At 53.0% G+C, this 21,512-nt stretch carries 17 protein-coding genes; 15 read left to right on the plus strand and 2 right to left on the minus strand.

The window, feature by feature from the left end; genetic code table 11:
- The first annotated feature begins 353 nt into the window (after window positions 1–353).
- From K239x_RS23125 to K239x_RS23165, 9 genes are all read left to right on the plus strand, one after another.
- On the plus strand, window positions 354–923 hold the full coding sequence (locus K239x_RS23125) for a sigma-70 family RNA polymerase sigma factor (RefSeq protein ID WP_419189307.1): 570 nt from the start codon (window positions 354–356) through the stop codon (window positions 921–923).
- A gap of 279 nt (window positions 924–1,202) precedes the next feature.
- Complete coding sequence (locus tag K239x_RS23130) at window positions 1,203–2,159, plus strand: cation efflux transmembrane domain-containing protein (RefSeq protein WP_145420715.1); 957 nt, start codon at window positions 1,203–1,205, stop codon at window positions 2,157–2,159.
- A gap of 407 nt (window positions 2,160–2,566) precedes the next feature.
- Window positions 2,567–3,760, plus strand: coding sequence for a pyridoxal phosphate-dependent aminotransferase (locus tag K239x_RS23135; RefSeq protein WP_145420716.1), 1,194 nt, complete (start codon window positions 2,567–2,569; stop codon window positions 3,758–3,760).
- A 51-nt stretch (window positions 3,761–3,811) separates the two neighbouring features.
- A complete protein-coding gene (locus tag K239x_RS23140; protein ID WP_419189308.1) occupies window positions 3,812–4,933 on the plus strand; it encodes a 2-ketoarginine methyltransferase in 1,122 nt (373 codons plus the stop codon).
- A 65-nt stretch (window positions 4,934–4,998) separates the two neighbouring features.
- The gene (locus tag K239x_RS23145; RefSeq protein WP_419189309.1) at window positions 4,999–6,495 is read left to right on the plus strand and encodes a type III PLP-dependent enzyme domain-containing protein; all 1,497 of its coding nucleotides are present in this window, start codon (window positions 4,999–5,001) and stop codon (window positions 6,493–6,495) included.
- Window positions 6,482–7,612: an amidinotransferase gene (locus K239x_RS23150; RefSeq protein ID WP_419189310.1), complete on the plus strand. Its 1,131-nt coding sequence runs from the start codon at window positions 6,482–6,484 to the stop codon at window positions 7,610–7,612. The genes K239x_RS23145 and K239x_RS23150 overlap by 14 nt, the downstream gene beginning before the upstream one ends.
- Before the next feature lie 137 nt (window positions 7,613–7,749).
- The gene (locus K239x_RS23155) at window positions 7,750–8,613 is read left to right on the plus strand and encodes a YqcI/YcgG family protein (protein WP_419189311.1); all 864 of its coding nucleotides are present in this window, start codon (window positions 7,750–7,752) and stop codon (window positions 8,611–8,613) included.
- A complete protein-coding gene (locus tag K239x_RS23160) occupies window positions 8,610–9,398 on the plus strand; it encodes a GNAT family N-acetyltransferase (protein WP_145420719.1) in 789 nt (262 codons plus the stop codon). The genes K239x_RS23155 and K239x_RS23160 overlap by 4 nt, the downstream gene beginning before the upstream one ends.
- 20 nt (window positions 9,399–9,418) lie before the next feature.
- Complete coding sequence (locus tag K239x_RS23165) at window positions 9,419–10,027, plus strand: phytanoyl-CoA dioxygenase family protein (protein WP_419189312.1); 609 nt, start codon at window positions 9,419–9,421, stop codon at window positions 10,025–10,027.
- A gap of 153 nt (window positions 10,028–10,180) precedes the next feature.
- On the opposite strand, the gene K239x_RS23170 is transcribed toward K239x_RS23165, so the two are convergent.
- Together K239x_RS23170 and K239x_RS23175 are read right to left on the minus strand one after the other, a co-directional pair.
- A complete protein-coding gene (locus tag K239x_RS23170) occupies window positions 10,181–12,220 on the minus strand; it encodes a heavy metal translocating P-type ATPase (RefSeq protein WP_145420721.1) in 2,040 nt (679 codons plus the stop codon).
- A 140-nt stretch (window positions 12,221–12,360) separates the two neighbouring features.
- Window positions 12,361–13,485 (minus strand): amidinotransferase, encoded by a 1,125-nt coding sequence (locus tag K239x_RS23175; protein WP_419189313.1) that lies wholly within the window; start codon window positions 13,483–13,485, stop codon window positions 12,361–12,363.
- Between the two features lie 438 nt (window positions 13,486–13,923).
- Between K239x_RS23175 and K239x_RS23180 the strand changes: the two genes are divergently transcribed.
- The 6 genes from K239x_RS23180 to K239x_RS23205 all read left to right on the plus strand — a co-directional run bounded on the left by K239x_RS23180 (window position 13,924) and on the right by K239x_RS23205 (window position 21,506).
- Complete coding sequence (locus K239x_RS23180) at window positions 13,924–15,069, plus strand: hypothetical protein (protein ID WP_145420722.1); 1,146 nt, start codon at window positions 13,924–13,926, stop codon at window positions 15,067–15,069.
- 130 nt (window positions 15,070–15,199) lie between these two features.
- Entirely contained in the window at window positions 15,200–16,882 is a 1,683-nt protein-coding gene (locus K239x_RS23185; protein WP_145420723.1) for a cyclic peptide export ABC transporter, read from the plus strand.
- Window positions 16,883–17,098: 216 nt separating this feature from the next.
- On the plus strand, window positions 17,099–17,656 hold the full coding sequence (locus tag K239x_RS23190) for a YcjF family protein (protein WP_145420724.1): 558 nt from the start codon (window positions 17,099–17,101) through the stop codon (window positions 17,654–17,656).
- A gap of 85 nt (window positions 17,657–17,741) precedes the next feature.
- Window positions 17,742–18,764 carry an SMP-30/gluconolactonase/LRE family protein gene (locus K239x_RS23195; protein WP_145420725.1) on the plus strand — a complete coding sequence of 341 codons (1,023 nt, stop codon included), beginning with the start codon at window positions 17,742–17,744 and terminating at the stop codon, window positions 18,762–18,764.
- 31 nt (window positions 18,765–18,795) lie between these two features.
- Complete coding sequence (locus K239x_RS23200; RefSeq protein WP_145420726.1) at window positions 18,796–19,686, plus strand: prohibitin family protein; 891 nt, start codon at window positions 18,796–18,798, stop codon at window positions 19,684–19,686.
- Window positions 19,683–21,506: a type 1 periplasmic-binding domain-containing protein gene (locus tag K239x_RS23205; protein ID WP_145420727.1), complete on the plus strand. Its 1,824-nt coding sequence runs from the start codon at window positions 19,683–19,685 to the stop codon at window positions 21,504–21,506. Before K239x_RS23200 ends, K239x_RS23205 begins: the two co-directional genes overlap by 4 nt.
- Window positions 21,507–21,512: the final 6 nt, after the last annotated feature.

Raw genomic sequence — 21,512 nt, forward strand, 5'->3', positions numbered from 1 at the left:
GCTAAGCCGCTCAGGCAGCATTTTGAACTGGTTACGTTGAGGATTGCCCGAGAACACGCTGTTTTCGTCACTTGAGCCAAAAAGATGAGTATTCTGAAAAAACGGTGCTTTGTGTCGTCACTGTTTCATGCGGAATGAGTGTTTTAATAGGGTGAGGGTTCATTGTGGATGTTTTGGCAGCAAACCACCTCAATTTACATCCCAGAAAGAATCCTGAAGAAAGTCGCCTGATATCCAGCGGGCAAGTACGTATTCGCTAGGTCTCCTGGCAATGCAAAGACAGTGCTGGAGCCTATTTGTAGACTCCCAACTTAGGAAAGCAGCAGGTTCCGGCGATGATTGGAAGCGATTGGATGTCTGATATTTCTGTAACTCGTCATGCGCTCGAATTTCAACGTGGAGATGCGTCGGCAGCTCAGCAATTGTGGGTGTTCTTGCAACAACGTCTGGTGCGTCTTGCGCAACAGGAGGTCGATCGCAGGTCAACGCGAAGCTTTGATGCAGAAGATGTTGCTATTACTTCATTTGATTCGCTTTGCACTGCCATTCAGGAGGGCCGGTACGACATCGCGTCTCGAGACGAATTGTGGCGATTGCTTGCGGTTGTGACGGTCAACAAGGTCCGTCGCATGGCTCGAGACGAAAATCGCCTGTGCAGAGGTGGCGCGTTCAGGAGGAAGAGCGATGAGGTACTCGGTACGCTCGCAACACCGCAGCCAGATCCCGAAGCCGCTTTGGTGATGCAGGAAGAGTGCCAAGCGCTGCTTGCGATGCTGCCAACGAAGGAGCTTCGATTGTTAGCGTTGCTTAAGGTCGAAGGCTTCACGAATGAGGAAGTCGCCGAGCAGTTAGGCTGCACGCGTCGGGCGATTCAACGGCGACTTGTGCTCATCCGCGAGGCTTGGGCGGCGGAAGTCTTGTAGTTGCCGCCGGCAATAACGCCGCGGCAGATCAGCTTCCTGTTACTCAAGAGGCTTGCATGTCGCCCCGAGATTCGCTGGCCTTGGCATGACCGCGATCATCCTGCGGTCACGTCTGCCATCGATGCCGAAGCCCACGCCAGCCAGTACTTATTTGCACTCGATCTAGTGCCCGCATTATTGTTGAGTTGCAGCTGACTCAATTGGACACCAGTTTGATTCCGCCGGGCCACGTGTCGTTTTGCCGGTGAGAAACAACTTTTCTCATGGAACTTCGTGCCAATGCCAACTTCTAGGTCGGACCGCTCAGCCATCGAGCAACGATCATTTGTCATCGGAAAGTGGACGAATCTGCTGATGGCTGTGTTGGGCGTCGGGGCGGCGTACGCGTCGCATTCCGACGCGTTGCTGGTTGACGGCCTTTATTCGGCTGTGAACTTCGTGTCTGCCATCGTCGCGGCACGGATCAGTGCATCGGTTATTCGACCGGCGGACCGTCGTTTCCCATTTGGCTACGATGCTCACGAGGCGCTCTACGTGAAGTATCGGGCATTGATACTCTTGGGGATCACATCACTGGCCATCTTCAGTGCTATTTCAAGAATCGCAATTTATGCAACTGGCGGTCACGTGGAAGAACTCGTGTTTGGTCCAATTTTGATCTATACGATTCTGATGACGGTACTTTGCTTTGGCCTCTCGATGCTGCATTACTACGATTGGCATCGATCGGGGCGCACTAGCGAGTTGCTGATGATGGAGAGCAAGGCTGCTATTATCGATGGCATCATCAGCGTAGCCGCCGGAAGCGGCTTGCTTGGTGCAATGTTCTTACGTGGCACGATGTTCCAGTTTCTTGTTCCGATATCGGATTCGATCATCGTCTTGATCGTGAGCATCGCGATTATCGGCGATCCGGTCCGCATGTTCCTTCGGTCGCTAACAGAGGTGGCGGGCGGCGCTTCAGCGCCAGAGATTTGCAGCGAAGTGGAGTCTCGTACGCGACAGCTCCTTGAAGATCGACCGTTTCAACTTCTGGATGTCGCGGTCGCAAAAATCGGACGAAGCTACCTCATCATATCCTACGTCAATCCAGATGGCGCGATTCATGCGTCGCAGGTAGACGAGCTACGCCACGAGTTTCAAGAACTGCACGCCGATCTGCTTGGCGAAGTCAAGACGGAGCTAATGATCACAGCAGAGCATCCATTTCAGGATCCTCCGGATCACCAGGGTTAACTCGTCGCAACTGCGCTACGCTCATCGTCCGACCCCATTTCTTGGCCTTGCCCTCCCAGGCTGAAGCGGAAGTCCACTCCGCGATTGATCTTGAGGCTGAGCCGGACGAACCCAGGTCAAAATAATCATGGGAAACGAGCTCTCTTCTTGCCTCCCGTGTGTTGGCTAATTGCTGCGGGCGAAGGCCCACTGTTGCAAAGTGTTGGCCGAGCGAACCAGAAAATGTCGTCGCCGAGTTTGGCTTTTTTCTCACTGGGCCGTCACGTTTCGTATCCCTTCGGTGTTCTTGTTGATGGGTGTGTCGAACAAAACGTCTGATTGCTTAGAGATCGCAAAAATTCAGACGATTGCATTCTCGTCTTCGGCCCGAATACATCCAATTGTCACATCAACGAAGCGGAGAACCAATGGCCTCGCTAGTAGCAAATAAAAGCAAGCGTCAACGCTATCGCTTTGACTCCGCTGCACCTGCTCATTGGCAGACCAGCAGTTATCCGGAACTCACCATGGACCGGGTGATGGTCGAATTGGGGAACAACACCCGCGACGATCTTTCTCCCATCAATTTTTGTCAGTCAGGATCATCCTTCAATCCATTTGATCATGTTGACGTTTCGCTCTCGTGTACTTCGTTAGGAAAGCATACGAGTTACGGTTGCGTACGTGGCGAAACGGGTTTGCGCAAAGCGATCAGCAGGTTTTATGCCGAGACACTTGACTACGCGGTAGATCCTGAGCGGATTTGTATTACCGCAGGCGCGACCGAGGCGCTGACGATTGCGTTTGCAATGCTGACGAAGCCAGGCTGCGAAGTCATATTCGCAAAGTCGCATTTCCCGCCGTTTCGATGCTTGGCCCATATGTATGGCGTGAATTGCCGGTTTGCACCCGTTAACAGTCGAAACTGTTTAGACATATCTGAGCTACCCAACCACATTACGTCTCGAACGGCTGCGATTGTCGTTAATTCACCCAGCAATCCACATGGCGCAGTCTTGACGTCCGCCGAGTTGGCCGCGATCGCAGAACTTGGTGTGCCCGTCATCTTCGATGAAGTCTATCAACAATTGGGACTAGCCGGCGACGACGTCCCCAGCGCGATCCAGCATTCCAATCGGCACTTGATCGTGAATAGTTTTTCCAAGTCATTGTCATTGGCAGGGTATCGGGTTGGCTACCTGATTTCGCCGGAAAGCGAAACAGGCCGTGTGGTCGACGTGAAGGCAACAACAAGTTTCAGTACCTGTTCGATCAGTCAGGCTGTTGTCGAAAACCTGCTTCCTCACTGGGGTCATCTTATTTCGATACACAGGTCATTCTTGCGCAAGCGGTGGCAACAGTTTGCAACTGCTGCACAGGAGTGTGGCTTGACATTACTGGGGTCTCCTGCAGGTGGGCTCTATGGGCTATTGGATGTCTCTGAGTACGGGCGATCTTCAGCGGGCATCGCAATGGAGCTGGCACGTGAATATGCCGTCGCGGTTGCTCCTGGCGATGATTTTGGATCGCCGGATCCTCGCTACCTTCGCCTGAATTTTGCCGGTCCAAGTCAGACGATCGAGCCTGGCTTGCAGAGAATCGCTGACTGTCTGAGCAGCTAATCTGTTTTGAAATCCAACGTGCATTGTCATCGTTTTTAGGGGAAAGCTTTAGTGTCATTAACAAGTCAAGCCGTTCGTAGTGCAGAAGCGACGACGGAGGCCTCTCGCAGCACGACACCAGGCCCGGTGTCGGGATGTGATGATTTGCCAAGCGGATTCGAGTCTCGCCTGATTGATGCGATCCAGCCGCTGCGGTTTTTCATGCTTGCGATCAATTTGTATCAATTGTTCGAGACGGGACTTTACGACCTATTGGTTTCGGCCGGCAGTGCGTCACCGGCGGAAGCTGCGAACAGTAAGAACCTGGATGCGTCTCGCGTTGAAATATTCTTCAAGTACTTGCGGAATGAAGGTGTCCTCGAGGAAAACGACGGGGTGTTTACCGTTACCAGAAAAGGGCACGATCTGGCGGAGTCTCGGCCGTGGTACACGATGTTCGTCGGTGGGTACGCAGAAACGTTTTTGCAACTAGGCGACAAGCTACAGCTCGGGTCCGGTTTCGCGTCGCGGGATTTGGCCCAAGTGGGAAGCGGCAGTTGTGGGATAAGCCACTACGATGCAATTCCGTTAACGCGGCGACTGATGCAGATGGTTCCAGGCGATTGTTCCCGTCTGCTGGACATGGGCTGTGGGAATGGCCTTTACTTGGTCGAGTTCTGCAAGGCATTCCCTGAGATCGAGATGGCGGTAGGGGTCGAGCCGAGCGCTAAGAGTTGTGAAGAAGCCGCCGAGCTGATCAAAAGTCATGGCCTCCAGGATCGCGTGCAAATAGTCCACAGCCCTGCAGCCGAATTCTTAAGTTCAGACTTCGAATTCGAGCCAGATTTTGCCGTCTTTGGATTCATACTCCACGAGATTCTGGGACAAGGTGGCGAATCAGAAATGAGGCGGTTTTTGGTGGAATTAGTGAATCGATTTCCTGATCTCAATCTCATTGTGATCGAAGTTGACAATCAAATCGACAATCCCGCTGTAATGCAGCATGGTCTCGGCCAAGCCTACTACAACCCGTACTATTTGCTGCATCCTTTTACAAACCAACGGCTGGAAACCCAGGCTTTTTGGGAGCGAATTTTCGCCGAATGTGGCTTGGCCATTCGAGCCAAAGAGTTTGCTGATTCTCGTGTCGATTCGACCGGATTGGAAGTCGGATATTTACTGCACAAAGCATGATTAACGACACCATTGTTGAGCAGACGAACTTCGCTCATTCGCAGAGAAACAAAACAAGTAGCACCATGTCGCATCCGATCGTCGGCTGGGAATCGAAGACGTCGGTTCCTAACCACAAATTCAGTGAGCTTCTTAGTTCGCGTAGTGGCCACCTCTTTTATGAAGACGTCGATCTCGCGCAGTTGTTTATGTCGGGAGAGCGATTTGTGTCCGACTTGGATACCCCATTGTCCACTCCACTCGAATTTGCTTTCCTGCCGACCATTCGCCGCAAAGTGCACGAGATGCAGCAGGTATTTGCCGACGTGATTGACGAAGTCGGCTACGGAGGTAGCTTTGAATTTGCCTTTGCCTCCAAAGCAAACACGACGGAAAAGGTCGTGCGAACGGCGCTCGATGCTGGCGCGCACCTTGAAATGTCTTCCGCCGGGGACGTGGAAATTGCAACGCGAATGATCGATCGCAACCATTTACCGCCGGGGCGCCAGGTTATCGCGAATGGCTTCAAGTCGTTCGGGTCAGACTATGCAAAACGGCTCGAAGGATTTCGCCGACTGCATGATGGATTGACCGTCGTTGTGGATAGCATCTCAGAACTAAAGCACTTTTGTGAATCAGGCCTGGAGTTTGACATTGGTCTGCGACAGAAACGGATCGGGCAAAAGTCAGAAGCCGCCCTGGACGAGGTCAACTCACGGTTCGGCTTGAGTTGTGAGGACTCCGAGATTGCGGCGAAGATGATCGAGGAAGCACCAAACTTACGACTGACCATGTATCACACCATGGTGGGCACTCAGATGCGGGATCCCAACGTCTTCGTCGATCGATTGCAAGGTGCGATGCATGCTTACGCCAAAATGCGTCAGCGGCCTCACAGCCTTTCGATTTTCAATTTTGGTGGCGGCATGCCCGTGGCGCATACATTGGAATTCGAATTTGACTATCACACACTCGCGCGATTAATGCTGACCAATCTCCAGCAGATCTGTGGAGAATACGGTGTACCTGTCCCGAATGTTATGGGAGAATTCGGTCGCTATACGACTGCCGAACATGCGGCCTACTTCTTTAGAATTGCGAACGTAAAAGACCATGGTGCCGCTTTGCCTTGGTACATGGTTGATGGGTCAATCATGACGTCGTTTCCTGATGTCTGGGGTCTGGACGAGCATTTCATCGTCCTGCCTCTGAACCATTTGGACCGACCATTTCAGCGTGTGCAGCTTGGCGGCATGACTTGCGACCATGACGATACCTATCCGCCGCGAGGCAGTGCGACACCCCTCTATTTGCCAACCGTTCGTCCTGGTGATGGGTTGGAGCGTGATGGTTCTGACGACCTTTTCATCGGCTTCTTCAATGTCGGTGCGTATCAAAAGATGCTGCGAGGAGTGGGGGCAGGAAAGTACTGCGTACTTCCGAGTGCGGACGAGCTTGTCATGGATTCTGGTGACTTGAATCAACTCACTTCTCATCTGATTCCTGGACAAACAATCGATGACGTTTTGGGCAGCCTCGGATACGGCCAACACGGAAGGACTTCACCCTATGAAAGGGCTTGAGATGGAAACGCTGGAGAAGTCAGCCGTCGTTCACAGCAAGACAGATTGTCCCGTCAATTCGCACAATGAATGGGACCCGCTAGAGGAAGTCATTGTTGGCAGCGTTGACACTGCCATGTTTCCTGGTTGGAGCCGGATCAACGAAGTGACGGTTCCTCCTGGTGAATGGGCTCGCATTGAGCGCAATGTAGGCGGAAAAGGAGTGCCGTACCCAAGCGAAATGGTTTCGCGCGCGCAAGAAGATCTTGCCGAGTTCGTGGCGATCCTCGAGGGGGAAGGTGTGGTCGTTCGGAAGGTGGACCGAACCGATTTCTCGCGATCTTTCCAACCCCCTAGTTGGGGTGTTGATTGTGGTTTTTGTTCCGCAAATCCGCGTGACCCTTTCTTGGTCATTGGAAACGAGATTATCGAAGCCCCCATGGCAGATCGCAGCCGATACTTCGAGGCTTGGGCCTATCGATCTTTGTTCAAGGAATACTTTCATGCAGGCGCGAAATGGACTTCGGCGCCCAAACCACAGCTTCTCGACGACCTGTACGACTCGCAATACCGCGTTCCCCAATCTGGTGAGCGGATGCGATTTATTGCCACCGAGTTCGAACCTGTGTTCGATGCCGCGGATTTCGTTCGCTGCGGTCGCGACATATTCGCTCAAAAAAGCCATGTTACAAACGACATGGGCATTATGTGGCTCCAGCGGCACTTAGGCGACGACTACCGCGTTCACATAATTGAGAGCCGCAATCCCGAAAACATCCATATCGATACGTCATTTTTGCCTCTTGCACCGGGCAAGGTGATGGTCAATCCGGACTACGTTGACATTGATCGTCTCCCGTCTGTCCTAGACGACTGGGAAATTCTGATTCCACCCGCGCCTGTTGGCAATGCGGATCCTTTGCGCATTTGCAGCCCATGGATCAGCCTGAACGTACTCATGCTGGATCAGGATCGCATTGTCGTCGAACGCCGTCAGGAGCCTTTGATCAGGGCTTTGAAGGAATGGGGCTTTACGCCGATTCCTTGCTCGTTCGAGCACTACTTTCCTTTCATGGGATCGTTTCATTGTGCAACCTTGGACATTCGTCGCCGAGGAAAGTTGCAATCCTATTTCTAGTGAAGGTGAAGATCGGTGAAGAGGCGTTCCTGTCACAAATAACGCTGTCACAAATCGACAGTCGGTACGAACGCACCGCACCAAGTCCTTGCTCGCATTTCACATTTTTCGTTGGACCACACTATTTGGACCACACTATGACGATCGAAAGTCTATCTCCCGATGGGGTAACGCCCTTGTGGAAAAAATCCCAAATCGAGTTGGCCTTGGCCGATTGCAAACTACCCAGCTGGGTACAGAAAAGTTACGACGCCTTTGTCGAGACGATGCGGGGAGACGATTTCCCTTGCTTTTTTGGTGTCCTGGCGGAACAGAAAGAATTGATCCGCTATGCGATCGCTCCTTCGTTAACGACCCCAGAGGCTTTGGATTGCATTCTGGAATCCGTTTACGCTTATCTGGAAGAGGAACGCAGGCTAGAAGAATTTCCGACCGGAGAAGACCCACTCTACTTGACCCTCGTTGTCTTCTTTCCAATCGAATCCGAGAGCCGCTCGTTAGACCATTACGCCGAGCAGGCATTTAGCGTTTTGAATGCCTTGCACCGACGCGATCGGATGCCTTGGCCCGACGACATTCCTAGCGACCCGAGCGATTCGCATTGGCGTTATTGCTTGGGTGGGCGAAAGCTCTTTGTGAATGTGTGTACTCCTGCAAACCACAATCGCCGATCTCGCAATCTAGGTCCTGGCCTGACGATGGTCATCAATCCGGAAGACGTCTTTCAAAAAGTGTGGGAACGCTGGGGAGAAGAACCTCGACGAAAAATCTACAAACGCATGGAATCCTACGATCGCATCCCGCCTCATCCGTTGGTGCGACCCTGGGACAAAGGAGAACGAGAAGATGAACGCAATCACCTCAATACGAAAATCACCGTCTTAGCCGATCGGAACGATAGCGAATTTGAATTCCCGTTCCAGTATGTCACCCAGGATCAAAAGCAGGGAGCCTGCCCTTTTCATCAGTCGTCCTCAACGTCTGACAAACAATCGAAATGAGCTCTCCCGCGATCCCTCGCTCGATTCAGTCGAATTCTCGCTTCAGTCTTGTATGCAGCGAGGAGCGAGAGTTCTTTTCTCAAGAGGCTGATGAGGTTGTAAGTCAAAGTTATCCCCGGTTCCTGGTCGAGGATTTTATCCGCAGCGAGCCTTGGAGCCGACTGCGCTCGTATTTTCCAGAATTTCAATTTGGCATAGTCGAAGATGCTACCGACAAGATGGTCGCGCAGGGGAGTTGTTTGCCGCTTCCTTGGAATCATCCACTGGACGAACTACCGAACACGGGGTGCGATTGGGCGCTGACGACAGGCTTGGACGCGAGATCGAAGAACATCGCACCCACAATTTTAAGTGCGTCGTCCATCGCCGTTCTTCCTGAATATCGACGGCAAGGATTAAGCCACTGCCTTTTGGATTACATGCAGGAGTTGGCTCGGTACTCTCACTACTCTGCGTTGATTTTGGCAGCTTGTCCCAGCCACAAACACTTGTATCCGCTCACGCCAATGGATCGATACATCAACTGGCAAGACAAGTCGGGATTTGCATTTGATCCTTGGTTGCGAACGAATCTCCAACGAGGCGCAGAGCTGATTGGCATTTGCGGTCGCTCCACCGTTGTGGTTGAGTCAATTGGAAAGTGGGAGGAATTGACCCGCATGCGCTTTCCAGAAACCGGAAGTTACATCATTCCGGGGGCCACCGCGCCACTGGATGTGAATTACGAAAACGATCGAGCAACTTACATCGAACCCAACGTGTGGTTGAGTTATGCAGTTTCATGAATACTCTACTAGGAAGTCCTATGTTTACTTTAAAAGATAAAGAACAGTACCAAAGAGACGGATATATTGTTGCCGAAAACGTTCTTGCCGAGACCCTGGCAAGTGATCTGCAAAACGAGGCGAGTCAGATCACAAGCCAGACCGAATTTGATGAGCAGCTATTCGTAAACGACATCTATTGCGGGAATGACTGGATGCATTCTTTGCCAAGTCACCCCGCCTTTGAGAGGCTTTTCAAGCTTCCGGCTCTGCTCGATGGGATTGCCCATTTGATGGGAGCGCCTTGCGAATTGGTTTTGTGGTATCTCCATCAAAATCCTCCTCAAGTTGGGGCAGCCATGTGGCATCAGGATTTAGAAACGTTGCCTTCCGGAGCGAAAGTGTGCGTCACTCTTTCTATTCACGACACAGAAGATAAGAAAGATCATCTCAGAGTTTTGCCAGGTAGCTTTTCAAGGGCAGAACCAACAGAGGAGCAACTCTACGAGAATTTCGCTGACGAAGTTGCTCTGAGAATTTCTAACCGAACGGCAATCATTCACGACCCTGTACTTTGGCATGCCACTAAGGTCAACAATTCCTCTGACAACGAATTGTCGCTATTCTTGTTCTACAAGATGGCGGATTGATATCCAGGCTGGGAATTCCAGTCGGAAAATCTCGATTGGGATTCTAAATGTTGCCGGACCGACGATGGGTTAACGGATCGTTCACAAACGGAGTGACTCAAAAGACCAGTTGATGAGGGCCACCGCAGGCGAGCGGTTTCAGCCTCGCGGCCTTTACGACGTTGACCGTTTCAATTGGTGACAGTGGTCAACTTCGATCTTTGCAATGGGCTCAGCCGGGAGGTCTAAGCGGCGAAAGAGTGGCGACGCGGCAATCACGCTACCGGTCGCGAGTGTTGCAAAATACATCGAGTAGATAGAAATCAACGAAACGTGCAGAAATAGTGCGCCGCCCGCCGCCAACACCGAAGTCAACATCATGGACCCTTGCATCAACTTTTGATCCCTGCGGTAGCACCTGGACAGATCAAACAGCATTCGAAGATTCGCCAGCGAGGTTTGCTGGAGGACGATTTGGGCCGAATCGGTTGCTACCAACGACGCGCCGTTGAGCGACACAGATACGTGTGCAGCTTTCAGAGCCATACCGTCGTTGATGCCGTCGCCCACGAAACAGACTGAACGCCCCTTGCCCTGCAATTTCTCGATGAAGTTAGCTTTCTCATTTGGCAATACACCGGCACGCCACATATCGATACCCAGTGCCTCAGCGAGCCGTCGCGTCGGTCCCTCGTGGTCGCCCGAAAGTATAGCGGTCTTGTAGCCATCGGCGTGAAAAGCGGCGATCATCGCCGCAACCTCTGGCCGAATCGATGACTGCAGCGTGATCTGGCCGATCCACTGTTCGTCGCTTGCGATGTGAATAACGGTCTTTCCCTCCGACAAAGCTTCCAGCGATTGGTTTTCGATCTGGGTCGGAATCGAAATACCTTCGTGCTTGAAGTATCGCGGGCTTCCGACCAGGATTCGTCGGCCTTCGACTTGTGAAAGGATGCCGTTGCCAAGACTGCTCGTATCGGTGATTCCAGCGGGAATGCGCAGACCCATCGCTTCGGCCGCCTCACGAATCGCCATCGCGATCGGATGCTGCTGGCGTTCCTCCGCTCCGGCACAAATCGCGAGAACTTCGTCGTTGTCCCATCCGTCGGCTGCCTGAACTCCCACGACGCTGAGCCGATCAACCGTGAGCGTCCCCGTCTTATCGAAAACAATGGTGTCCACCTCGCCAAGCAACTGTAGTGAGCGACCATCCTTGATGTGGATACCGGCTTTCGCCGTCACATGCATATAGTTCATGGTCGACATTGGCGACGTAAGACGGTCGGTGTCCGCGAAATTCGAAGCCGCCACGGAGAGAGCCCCTAGCGGTCCGCGAACGACCCATCCGATTGCTGTCAGTGCCATTGCCGGCATCACGCTGGCATCGGCCACCCGAACACTTCGATGCTCGACGGATGATTCGAATGAGTCCATTTCACTGAGCACCTCGGCAACCTGTCCTGCAAGCGTCTCATTCCCGGCTTGTTCTACCCGGATATCCAGAGTCCCACTAAGGAGCAGTGTGGAAGCAAATACGCGGTCCCCGATCGTTCTTTCTGCCACGACCGACTCGCCCGTGATGACGCTCTGGTCAACTCCACCCGCCCCGGCAACCACGGTTCCATCAACGGGAATCGGCTCGCCCGCCCGCGCGACAACGATGTCTCCAGGTGACAAGTCCACGAGGTCAACTGAAATCTCGACTTCGCCGGACCGGACCCATGCGACTCCTGGTGAATCTTCAAACATTCCCTCGAGGGACTTCCGCGTCCGCCGCCGCGTTCTGTCAACCATCACCTCGGAGCCGCAGTAAACAACAACACCCAAGGCGGTCAATACGAAGTATCCCGCGATCATGCACCCGGCTGTCATGCCCGTGACGAATAGTCCGTAATTAATACGGTGATCCCTTCGTAACTCCAGAAATCCCTCTCGGACATGTGGCAACGCGGCCCAAAGCACGGGCATCGAAAACAAGGATAAAACAGGTGCAGCGACGGCACCACCGATTGCCAGTGTCAGACCTGAGACCCCGATCGCAAGATTCCGAGAACTCTCTTTCTCGCGTTCCGAGATCGGTTCCTCGCGCACTGCAACATCCCGAGAAACGGAACGCGACTTCGCATCCGCTTGTGCTGGTGATTTCGTCAGTTCAGCATAGATACGTTTGCCAATCCAGACTGACCCGGAAATCACAAATGCTTGGATGATCAATTTCCATCTCCTCGGTGTGTTAGACCGCGACAGGCATTTACGGCACTACGGCCAACACGAACGCGCCTAGCAGCCAAGTCTTGTTTGAACCAGCAATCGCTTGCGATGCGTGCTGCCAATACGTTTACACGTACTGTCTGTTAAAAATAAGATTTCAATTCGCCTCGACGACGCACGTCCAGGGTCGCGCAGTGAAACGCGCCTAGAAAGGGGAAGTAGTGATGAAAGGCGCATGGTATTGGCTTGAAGCCCCATTCCTTCAGCGCCTTGATCAACGGTTCTTGCCTCTCTTCCACAACGACGCGTTCTTCATCCAGCATCAGCACGTTGAACGCAATGCAGTCACAGACACCACTTAGGGGATCGGGCTGAGGAATCGGATCCGGCGCGACGAGAATGTCCCAACTGTCCAAAATGCTAGGCAAGTTCTGAACGTCCAAATGCTCCGGATTGACGAGGACTTTTCCTGGGGCGAGAGGCAAGAAGGTCGTGTCGATGTGAATCGCCATTGGATTACGAGACTTCAGGAGATGTATGCGGTACCGATCACCGAGATGTCGCTGGAGCCAATCGATGCCAAACTGGTTTGTCACGTGACTTTTTTGACAGAAAATGTCTTCACCACATCGGACGAAATCGGCTGCATCGAAAACGGGCTCAAATTCCGTAACCAAATAGTTCGACGGGAGCTCGCCTTCTGCGGGGCACTCGTACTCCGAATCATACAAGTCATCCAGAAGCTGCGGCCTGGGTGCCGATGTCCACTTAGCGCCTGCTTTGAAATACTCTTTGAACAGCGATCGATACGCCCAAGCTTCGTAGTAGCGACTGCGGTCCGCCATAGGTGCTTCGATGATTTCGTTGCCAATCACAATGAACGGGTCTCTAGGATTGGCCGAACAGAATCCACTCGACACTTGCCAGGAGGGGGTGGCAAACGAGGATGCGAAATCAGCTTGATCCAACCGCCTTACATTCACGCCTTCTTGCTCGAGGATGTGAATGAACCCCGCTAGTTGCTGACGGGCCGCGTCAACCTGCTCCTTGGAGTAGGGCACTCCAGCGCCACCCATCCTCTCTACAATCTCATCCCACATGCTAGGTGGAACGCAGGCTTCGTTGATCGTCTTCCACTCAGGAAACATTGCACCTTCAACGGATCCGATAATGACTTCTTCGAGCGGATCCCATTCGTTGTGTGAGTTGACGGGACACGAACTCGTCAACTCGTCTATTTGGTTTTCCGCCATACCAACCGATTTCATACAAAAGTCTCCGATAAGCCTGTTAAAAATTTTCGTTGCTCGTGTTCGATGCATAGACAAAAACACCAACGAGGCCAGCAATGTGACGGTAGCTTTCATGGAAATAGAAAGCGGATCGAATTTGTGGTTGCCCAAGCCAGTTCTTCACGATTGCGGTTGCTGCGCAGAAATCCTCATGGTTTCCCGTCACGTTTCAGGCTTGGTTGGTGTTGTTACATACGGAGCATCGACTGCGATCGACCAGTATGAAGTGAAGCAGTTGTAACGAGTCTTGTTTGAACCAAGCATGAAGAAGAACGCATTGTCGATGGGCCAGAATCGAGGCCGTTCGCTGTTGCTCAATGATGTCCACCGCTAGTTGACCACGCAGGAAGAGCAAGCAACGTCGCAGGCGAGCCACGTGGCTTTTCTTAAGTGGCTTGAAGGCAACAGGAAAACATGGTTGAAGAAAAATTGCGAATCGACACCTATCATCGAACGGTTCTGACCGCTCCTGCGATTGCCGGGCTTCTTGCGGAAACGCGACCTCGTCACCTGGAGCACGACGAAGCAATCGCAACGATTCAGCGGCGAAAGGGGCTGATACCCGTGGCATTCGATCACGTCGGTGGAAACCGCATCATTTGGTTGGATGTGGGTGACTATAGATTTCCTGAGTATCGGTGCATGGAATCCTTGTCGGCGGTGATTGCCAAACGTGGTCCTGGCGATGCATTTTCCACCGATGTTGGCATTCTTGCTTCGGAAGATATTCTCACGGACTATCTTTGTCCGACGGGTTTCATTTTCCACATGGCGAGGTGCGGCTCAACGTTGCTGGCGAATTCGCTCGCCAATTCTCCGCACAACTTGGTGATGAAGGAACCGACTCTGTTCCGTGAAGCCAGTGTGATGCGGTACTTCACCGACAACTGGACTCGGCCACCCGCGGCGACCGAAGAAAACCTGCGGATGCTGCGGAATCTCGTGCTGCTGATGGGGCGACAGCGAATCGCGTTGCACGAAGACTACTTCCTGAAGATGACGAGTTGGAACACTCTGTTCATGGATTTCATTGCCCAGGCATTTCCCGAAGTTCCGAGTCTGTTTCTCTATCGCGATCCAAGCGAAGTCCTCGTTTCATTGGTACACAAAAAAGGTCCCTACGCTTCGCTTCAAGGGACGTCGAAGGCTACTGTTCTTACAAATTGCCCTGCGGATGAGACAGCCAAGATGAGCGATCTGGCTTACTACGTTCAGATGGAAGTCAATTATTTGACGACGGCACTACGACTGAATAGCGATCGCCTTCGTTTCCTGGACTACCGCCATTTGACCAGCCAGAATCTTGAATTGATCCTGCGATGCGGATTCAACTACACGCCCGAGCCGGATCAGCTCACGCTCATGCAAAATGAATTCGGCTACTACTCCAAGCGCGGCTCCGAAGACGTCAGTTTTCAGTCGGATCAGGCCGAGAAGCGGCAGCTAGTGACGCCAGAGATTCGACAAGCAGCAGCCGGGAAGCTGGCAGAGTTATACGAAGGCCTGGGAAACCTGGAAAACAATTTGGCGATCCAATTGCAGCCGGTCGATGCGATCTAGTGCATAACTGCGAGGCACGATTTGCTGAACGAATGTCGCCCGCACTCCGATTTAATCGGGCTCCCCGCCATCGGAGCATAACCCAATCTAGCGAAGGTGCGAACCACCAACCAACTGCAAGTAAACTTTGATGTCCCGAAACTCTCAATACGATAGCGTCCTCCGCTTCTTTCGGGATGCTGGTAAGTCATCGTTTGGTCACGCGGTTGCATTCGCCACCATCTCGGGTGTCGCCAACGCTGCCGTCTTGGCGGTGATCAACCAAGTGGGCCATGCGTTTGACGCAGAGCAGATCCCAAGGGTGCATCTGCTTCAGTTTGTTGTCTTCACCATAGTGTTCGTCATCTGCAAATGGCAGTCGTTTCGCAGTGCCAACGGCGTAGTGGAAACTGCATTGGCGCGATTGCGAGATCGGATTGTCGATAAACTGCGGCGAACGGAACTGCTGTTCATGGAGACGCTGGAGCAAAGTGAGATTTATGCCCAGGTCACCGGCGACATTGGTCAAGTTTCGCAAAACATGTTTCGCATTGTGTCCAATCTTCAGTCAGCGCTGCTCATTGTCTTCTGCTTAATCTACCTGGCATTCGTTTCGTTTCCGGTCATGATCATGACGATCATCGCTATCTTCTGCATGTTTTTGGCACACACGGTGGGTGCCCGCATGGCTAGGGATCTGCTGCGGCGAGTCAATCAGAGCGAAGCCCGGTTGTTCAGCATTCTGCACAGCTTGTTTTACGGGTTCAAGGAAATCAAGCTCAATTCGGCCCGTAGTGACGCCCTGTTCGATACGCTCAGCAAAAACACCAAGTCGAACACTCTGATGCGGCAACAAGCGGGAATGTTGACGTACTATCGAATCATGCGAGCAGAGATTGCGCTCTATCTGCTGCTCGGGAGCACCGTGTTTATCCTGCCTCAATACGTCTTGCTCGACGCCCCTTCGATGCTGAAAGTCATCACCGTGCTGCTTTTCTTGCTACAGCCAACGCGTGCTCTTTCGGATTCGCTTTACAACGCCACCTACGCGGGTGCGGTCTTGGACAGGATGTACGCTCTGGAAGAAACAATTGATAACGAACTGGCTCGTTCTCCGCCGCCATCACCGGTGCTTGCGTCCTCGCCCTATGCGAACTTCCAGAAGATCAGCTTCGAGAATCTCTGCTTCACGTATCGAGATTCTCAAGGGAATGCGACGTTCGCGGCAGGACCGCTCAACCTGGAAATCGAGCGTGGCGAGACGCTGTTTTTGATCGGCGGCAACGGCAGCGGAAAATCGACCACGTTCAAGTTGATGACCGGGCTGTATCGCGCCGAGTCGGGCAATATTCGTGTTGACGGGAACTTGATTCCATGGAACATGATCGGTCGCTACCGTCAAATGATCAGCGCGGTCTACGGTGACTTCTATCTCTTTGATCGCTGCTATGGCCTGGAGAACGTGGATGAAGTCGAAGTCGCCAAGATGCTGCATCGCATGCGACTCGAAGACAAAGTCACCTTTTCTAACGGCCGGTTCTCAACCCAGGATCTTTCCACGGGGCAGCGCAAACGATTGGCGTTGATTACTAGCTTGATGGAAGATCGCGAGGTGTATTTCTTGGATGAATGGGCAGCCGACCAAGACCGCGAATTCCGGGACTACTTCTACCGAACCCTGCTGCCGGACTTCAAGGCAAAGGGCAAAACGGTGGTTGCGATCACGCACCACGAGCGATTCCTGGATGCGGCCGATCGGGTCGTCCGACTGGAATTGGGGCGAGTGACGGGCGAAGGCGCCGAATTGATTCAATCCGCTGACACAGTCGAATGACAAGCAGTGAGTCTAGGTCGCCTCTCTTGATCATCGTTTTCGTGAATTGAATTCACTATTTCTTTTTCTCGCGTCACAAGATCGCTCCGAGAAGTGTTTCCTAGAGTGTGTGGCGCTGTGCGCCTCACCCCGCGCCGGGCGTTCTACGATTCAGGAACTCTCGCCCAGCGATTCACACCAAGACGTTTTCACGCCCAAACGACTGAGGGAATTTACATGGCTAAAGCCAGCGAAGCCGTTGATGTAATTGATGAAGTGCCAACCGAAGAGGAAATGACACTCGAAAATGAGCCGTCCGGCAAGTGGAATCGCGAGCAGGTCGCGCAGAGCTTGGTGCGGCAGCACTGTGCAGCGGGAGCAGCATCAGGGTTCATCCCCGTTCCAGGTGGCGATGTGATCGGCATCTCCGCATCAGCTCTGAACATGATCAAGCGTTTGTCGGATCTCTACGAAGTGAAATTCACACGTGAAGCCGGATTGAATGTGATCATGGCCTTGGCTTCCGCAGCCGTGCCGTTGGCACTCAAGGCAACTGCAGCCAGTCTGGTCAAATCGATTCCTGGTGTTGGCACTTATGCCGGTGCGGCTGCCATGTCAACGCTCGGTGGAACCAGTGTCTTTGCAATTGGTCAAGTCATGATTCGGCACTATGAAAGTGGTGGAGACCTGCTGAATCTGGATGCGAAGAAAGCAAAAGAGTACTTCCGCGAGCATTTTGCCAAAGAGAAAGGCGAGCAAGCGGAAGTCAGCTCAGCCACAGTGGCCGAGAAGTAGAAGAGCCCTGTGATTGAGGAGAGTGCCGCATCATGTGCAGCCAACGAATCACTTCCAAGGGCTTCGGTACCTCCGTCATAGAACCATGAAAACGACAAGCATCACTCGCCGACACTTCGTTTCCTCAACCATTGGGGCGGCGGCGATGCTTGCGGCAGAGGCGGCGCGAGCTCAATGGGAGACGAGTCAACGGTATCCCGATCCGCGGATCAAAATCGACGACCAGGCCTTTGAGAAGTACCGACTTGCCAACGCGAAAGTTCAGCGGATTGCAACTGGAATGCGATGGGCGGACGGACCGGTTTGGTTTGCCGATGGTCGGTACCTATTGTGGAGTGACATCCCCAGCAACTGCATCATGAAATGGGATGCGACAACCAAATCGGTTAGCGTGTTTCGGAAGCCCGCTGGATACGCCAACGGGCACTGTCGCGACAGGCAAGGTCGGCTGCTGACCTGCGAACATGAACCACGACGCGTCACGCGAACGGAGTACGATGGATCGACGACAGTGGTCGCGAGCCATTACCAGGACCGCCCCCTCAATTCACCCAACGACGTTGTGTGTAAATCTGACGGATCGATCTGGTTCACTGATCCGACGGATGGAATCCTTGGATTTTACGAAGGCAAGAAGGCGAAACAAGAATTGCCGACGAACATTTATCGTTGGGATGCCGAAACCGAAACACTTGCCGTTGTCGCAACCGACATCAAGAATCCAAATGGTCTCGCGTTCTCACCGGACGAGTCCAAGCTTTATGTGGTGGAAGCCGGCGTGATGCCGCGAGTCGTTCGAGAGTACGAGGTCGTCGACAAAGGAAAACGCCTTGGGAACGTAAGTTGGCTCGTTAAACGCCACGGGACTCCCGAAGGCTTGAAAGTCGACGTCGACGGTAATTTGTGGATTGGCTGGGGAGCGGGCGAAGAAGAACTTGATGGTGTTTGGGTTTTTAACCCCAATGGTCAGCGAATCGGAAGGATTCAACTGCCCGAACGTTGTGCCAATGTGTGTTTCGGTGGACGACACCGAAACCGACTGTTCATGTGTGCGAGTACGTCGATCTATTCGCTGCATGTGAACACGCAAGGATGCAAACTCGTTTGACGAAGCCAACTAAGAAGACAAAGCCACCACCATGTTAATGCACAATGAAAACGCTGATATCGAGTATGAGTACGAGGAAGTACCCGCTGATGGCGTGAGTGGATGGTTTCGTCGGACACGTACCAACTTTTCCATCGTCGCGATCCTAATCGTAGTGTTAGTCGCTGCGATCAGTCCCCTGGTTTTTAAACGTGTCGAAGCCGGCGAAGTCGGCGTGCGTTATTGGTTGTTCGGCGGAGGAACTCAGACGGACCGGGTTTATGAAGAGGGTTTGCACATCATTCTGCCCTGCGACACGTTGTTCCGATACAACGCGCGGGTCAGCGAGATAGAGCACAACGTCGACTTGCTGACGAGCAACGGGCTCGCAGTCAAGTTTTTCCTATCGATTCGTTACCGACCCGAACGAGAGCTCGCAGGAGTTCTGCACAAAACCATCGGACCAGATTACGTCGAAGCAATCGTGCTACCTGAAGTCACATCGGTGATGCGCCGCAACATTGGTCGCATGACGGCGGAGGATCTCTACACGACGAAGCACGCCGTCCTGGAAACAATGTTTTCCGAGGCGATCGAAAAGCTTGCACAAAGCTACGTGATCGTCGACTTCATTGGGATCCGAACCATTGAATTGCCGCCACAAGTGAAAGATTCGATTGAAGAAAAGATCCGACAGCAGCACATTGCCGCAGCCTATGAGTACCGACTGCTTCAAGCGCAGAAAGAAGCCCAGCGACTGGAGATCGAAGCCGGAGGCATCAAAAACTTCAATGAAACTATCGCGGAATCCATCACCGAAGATGTGCTCCGTTGGAAAGGCGTGCAAGCCACATCCGAGATAGCGACATCCAGCAACAGCAAAGTGGTGGTGATCGGAAACGGAGACCAAGGCCTTCCCGTTATTTTGGGAGCCGGGAAATGAAATGGATCTACGGGAGCGTCCTATTTGTAGGAGTGATCACGTCCTACATTCTGATGCGCTATCCTTGGCACCGGATGGATCACTTGCCAGGCCAGCGAGAAACGGCCGCAGTCAATTCCGAAGGCGATATCTCCATCGCCGTCGTTTGGCCTAAGCAGAAGAGGTCATTTTTACGGGGAGTGCAACTGGCACTGGACGAAGTTCAGGCAGCTGGCGGAGTGCCGATTCGCAATGAAGACGGCAGCGAATACAGCAGCTCATTTAGCGTACGGTTCTTTGACGAATCCAACCCTGAACACGGCATCGATGTGGCCCGATACCTGGCACGCGATCGTGACACCGTGGTAGCGTTGGGGCATGAAAACAAGAGTGCGGTCCTCGCCTCGGTCGTCTACGACGCTTCGGGAATCTTGTACCTTGCACCAACGGCCTTGCAGCAGACACTAACTAAACATGGGTTTGGGACCGTGTTCCGCATGGCACCGGACCAAAAAGAGTACGCCCAAGCAATGGTGGATAGTTTGTCTTCCTTGCTTCCCAGCAAGCAGATCCGCGTCGCACTTCTCTACCCCGAAAAAAAGACCAAAGTCGAGGCGGTTCAGCCATGGGAGCAGTCGGCAAGCACGCATGGGGACGAAAACGCATCATCGAAACCCGACGTCGCGCAACGATTCACTCAATACGCCAACTCTCTACTTGAGTCTCATGGAGATCGGATTCGAATCGACGTTGTTGTTGCGCAACCGTACGACACCGAGGACGTCAACGAAAACACGACGGCGCTTTTGGGTCAGCGCACCGAGTTGTACGACGCGGTAGTGGTTCTCGATGTCCTGCCCGTTGCTGGAAACCTAATCAAGCAAATTGAATCGGACTTAAATGGCGAAAGCAAGTTACTGCTCTCGCTAGACGACCTCGATTGGTCGAAGATCGACTATCCCTACGCTGAGTTCTCACCCGAACTTGGGCTGGATTTTTTTGGGCCAGTCGTTCGTCTATTACTGGGCAGGTCAAAGCAAACAATTGCAGTCATTTCATCTCGAGATCCAGAAGGCATCTCGCTGGGAAACGAGATTTGGTCCTCGCTTCAACGGTTCGATGGTGACCCCAACCGCCAAGTTGACTTGGCGATCTATCGGAGTTTTAAGCCGGGGAAACAAGATTTTTCGCAAATGGTCTCCGAGATAGACGATCGCCAGATCGAGCTGGTCTTCCTGGCGGGATCCGGCGAAGACGGCGCAAGACTGATGCGACAGGTTCGCGAAGCGGGCCTTGAACCGACGATTGTTTGCGGGCCAGATTTCGAGGCCTCGTTGACGTCGGCCAAAGCAGACCCGGCGCTGAATGGTGTTAAGGACAAAATCAAGAAGTGGCTTGACGAACAACAGGGACAATTGTCCGGAAGCCGACTCACAGGTAAAGATGTTTTCGCTCGGTTGCGTGCAGACGGCTATCGTGGTTCCGAAGTCGCCGTTCGTCGCTTTGTAGCCGAAAATAACGGCGGTACGTTTGTCACGTCGACGTTCGATCCGCACGCAAGTAACGGCAAGGTGCATGCCTTCCTGGATGCGTTTCGCAAGAAGTACGCCGACGCACCGGCCGACGCATCAGCCGCAGAGGGCTACCAAGCCATCCATTTGCTCTGGCACGCATTTCTGCGCAGCCGCACTCGATCGCCGCAGCTTACCGCCGAAGCACTCAAACTTTTTGTCACGGAAGGCAGCTTCGAGGAGAGTCGGTTTTCGCCACAGGGCGAATTGACGAATCGCCCGATCTATCTGAATCGCATCCTCCACGACGTATCGAAAACGCAGGGATAGTCCCGC

This window comes from Stieleria marina (genome assembly GCA_007741555.1).
Taxonomy (GTDB): Bacteria; Planctomycetota; Planctomycetia; order Pirellulales; family Pirellulaceae; genus K23-9.

What these genes read in the sequence shown, in the direction of transcription:
- K239x_RS23125 (WP_419189307.1), top strand. Translation starts at nt 354, where the DNA reads ATGTCTGATATTTCTGTAACTCGTCATGCGCTCGAATTTCAACGTGGA.
- K239x_RS23130 (WP_145420715.1), top strand. Translation starts at nt 1,203, where the DNA reads ATGCCAACTTCTAGGTCGGACCGCTCAGCCATCGAGCAACGATCATTT.
- K239x_RS23135 (WP_145420716.1), top strand. Translation starts at nt 2,567, where the DNA reads ATGGCCTCGCTAGTAGCAAATAAAAGCAAGCGTCAACGCTATCGCTTT.
- K239x_RS23145 (WP_419189309.1), top strand. Translation starts at nt 4,999, where the DNA reads ATGTCGCATCCGATCGTCGGCTGGGAATCGAAGACGTCGGTTCCTAAC.
- K239x_RS23150 (WP_419189310.1), top strand. Translation starts at nt 6,482, where the DNA reads ATGAAAGGGCTTGAGATGGAAACGCTGGAGAAGTCAGCCGTCGTTCAC.
- K239x_RS23155 (WP_419189311.1), top strand. Translation starts at nt 7,750, where the DNA reads ATGACGATCGAAAGTCTATCTCCCGATGGGGTAACGCCCTTGTGGAAA.
- K239x_RS23160 (WP_145420719.1), top strand. Translation starts at nt 8,610, where the DNA reads ATGAGCTCTCCCGCGATCCCTCGCTCGATTCAGTCGAATTCTCGCTTC.
- K239x_RS23165 (WP_419189312.1), top strand. Translation starts at nt 9,419, where the DNA reads ATGTTTACTTTAAAAGATAAAGAACAGTACCAAAGAGACGGATATATT.
- K239x_RS23175 (WP_419189313.1), bottom strand. Translation starts at nt 13,485, where the DNA reads ATGAAATCGGTTGGTATGGCGGAAAACCAAATAGACGAGTTGACGAGT.
- K239x_RS23180 (WP_145420722.1), top strand. Translation starts at nt 13,924, where the DNA reads ATGGTTGAAGAAAAATTGCGAATCGACACCTATCATCGAACGGTTCTG.
- K239x_RS23185 (WP_145420723.1), top strand. Translation starts at nt 15,200, where the DNA reads ATGTCCCGAAACTCTCAATACGATAGCGTCCTCCGCTTCTTTCGGGAT.
- K239x_RS23190 (WP_145420724.1), top strand. Translation starts at nt 17,099, where the DNA reads ATGGCTAAAGCCAGCGAAGCCGTTGATGTAATTGATGAAGTGCCAACC.
- K239x_RS23195 (WP_145420725.1), top strand. Translation starts at nt 17,742, where the DNA reads ATGAAAACGACAAGCATCACTCGCCGACACTTCGTTTCCTCAACCATT.
- K239x_RS23200 (WP_145420726.1), top strand. Translation starts at nt 18,796, where the DNA reads ATGTTAATGCACAATGAAAACGCTGATATCGAGTATGAGTACGAGGAA.
- K239x_RS23205 (WP_145420727.1), top strand. Translation starts at nt 19,683, where the DNA reads ATGAAATGGATCTACGGGAGCGTCCTATTTGTAGGAGTGATCACGTCC.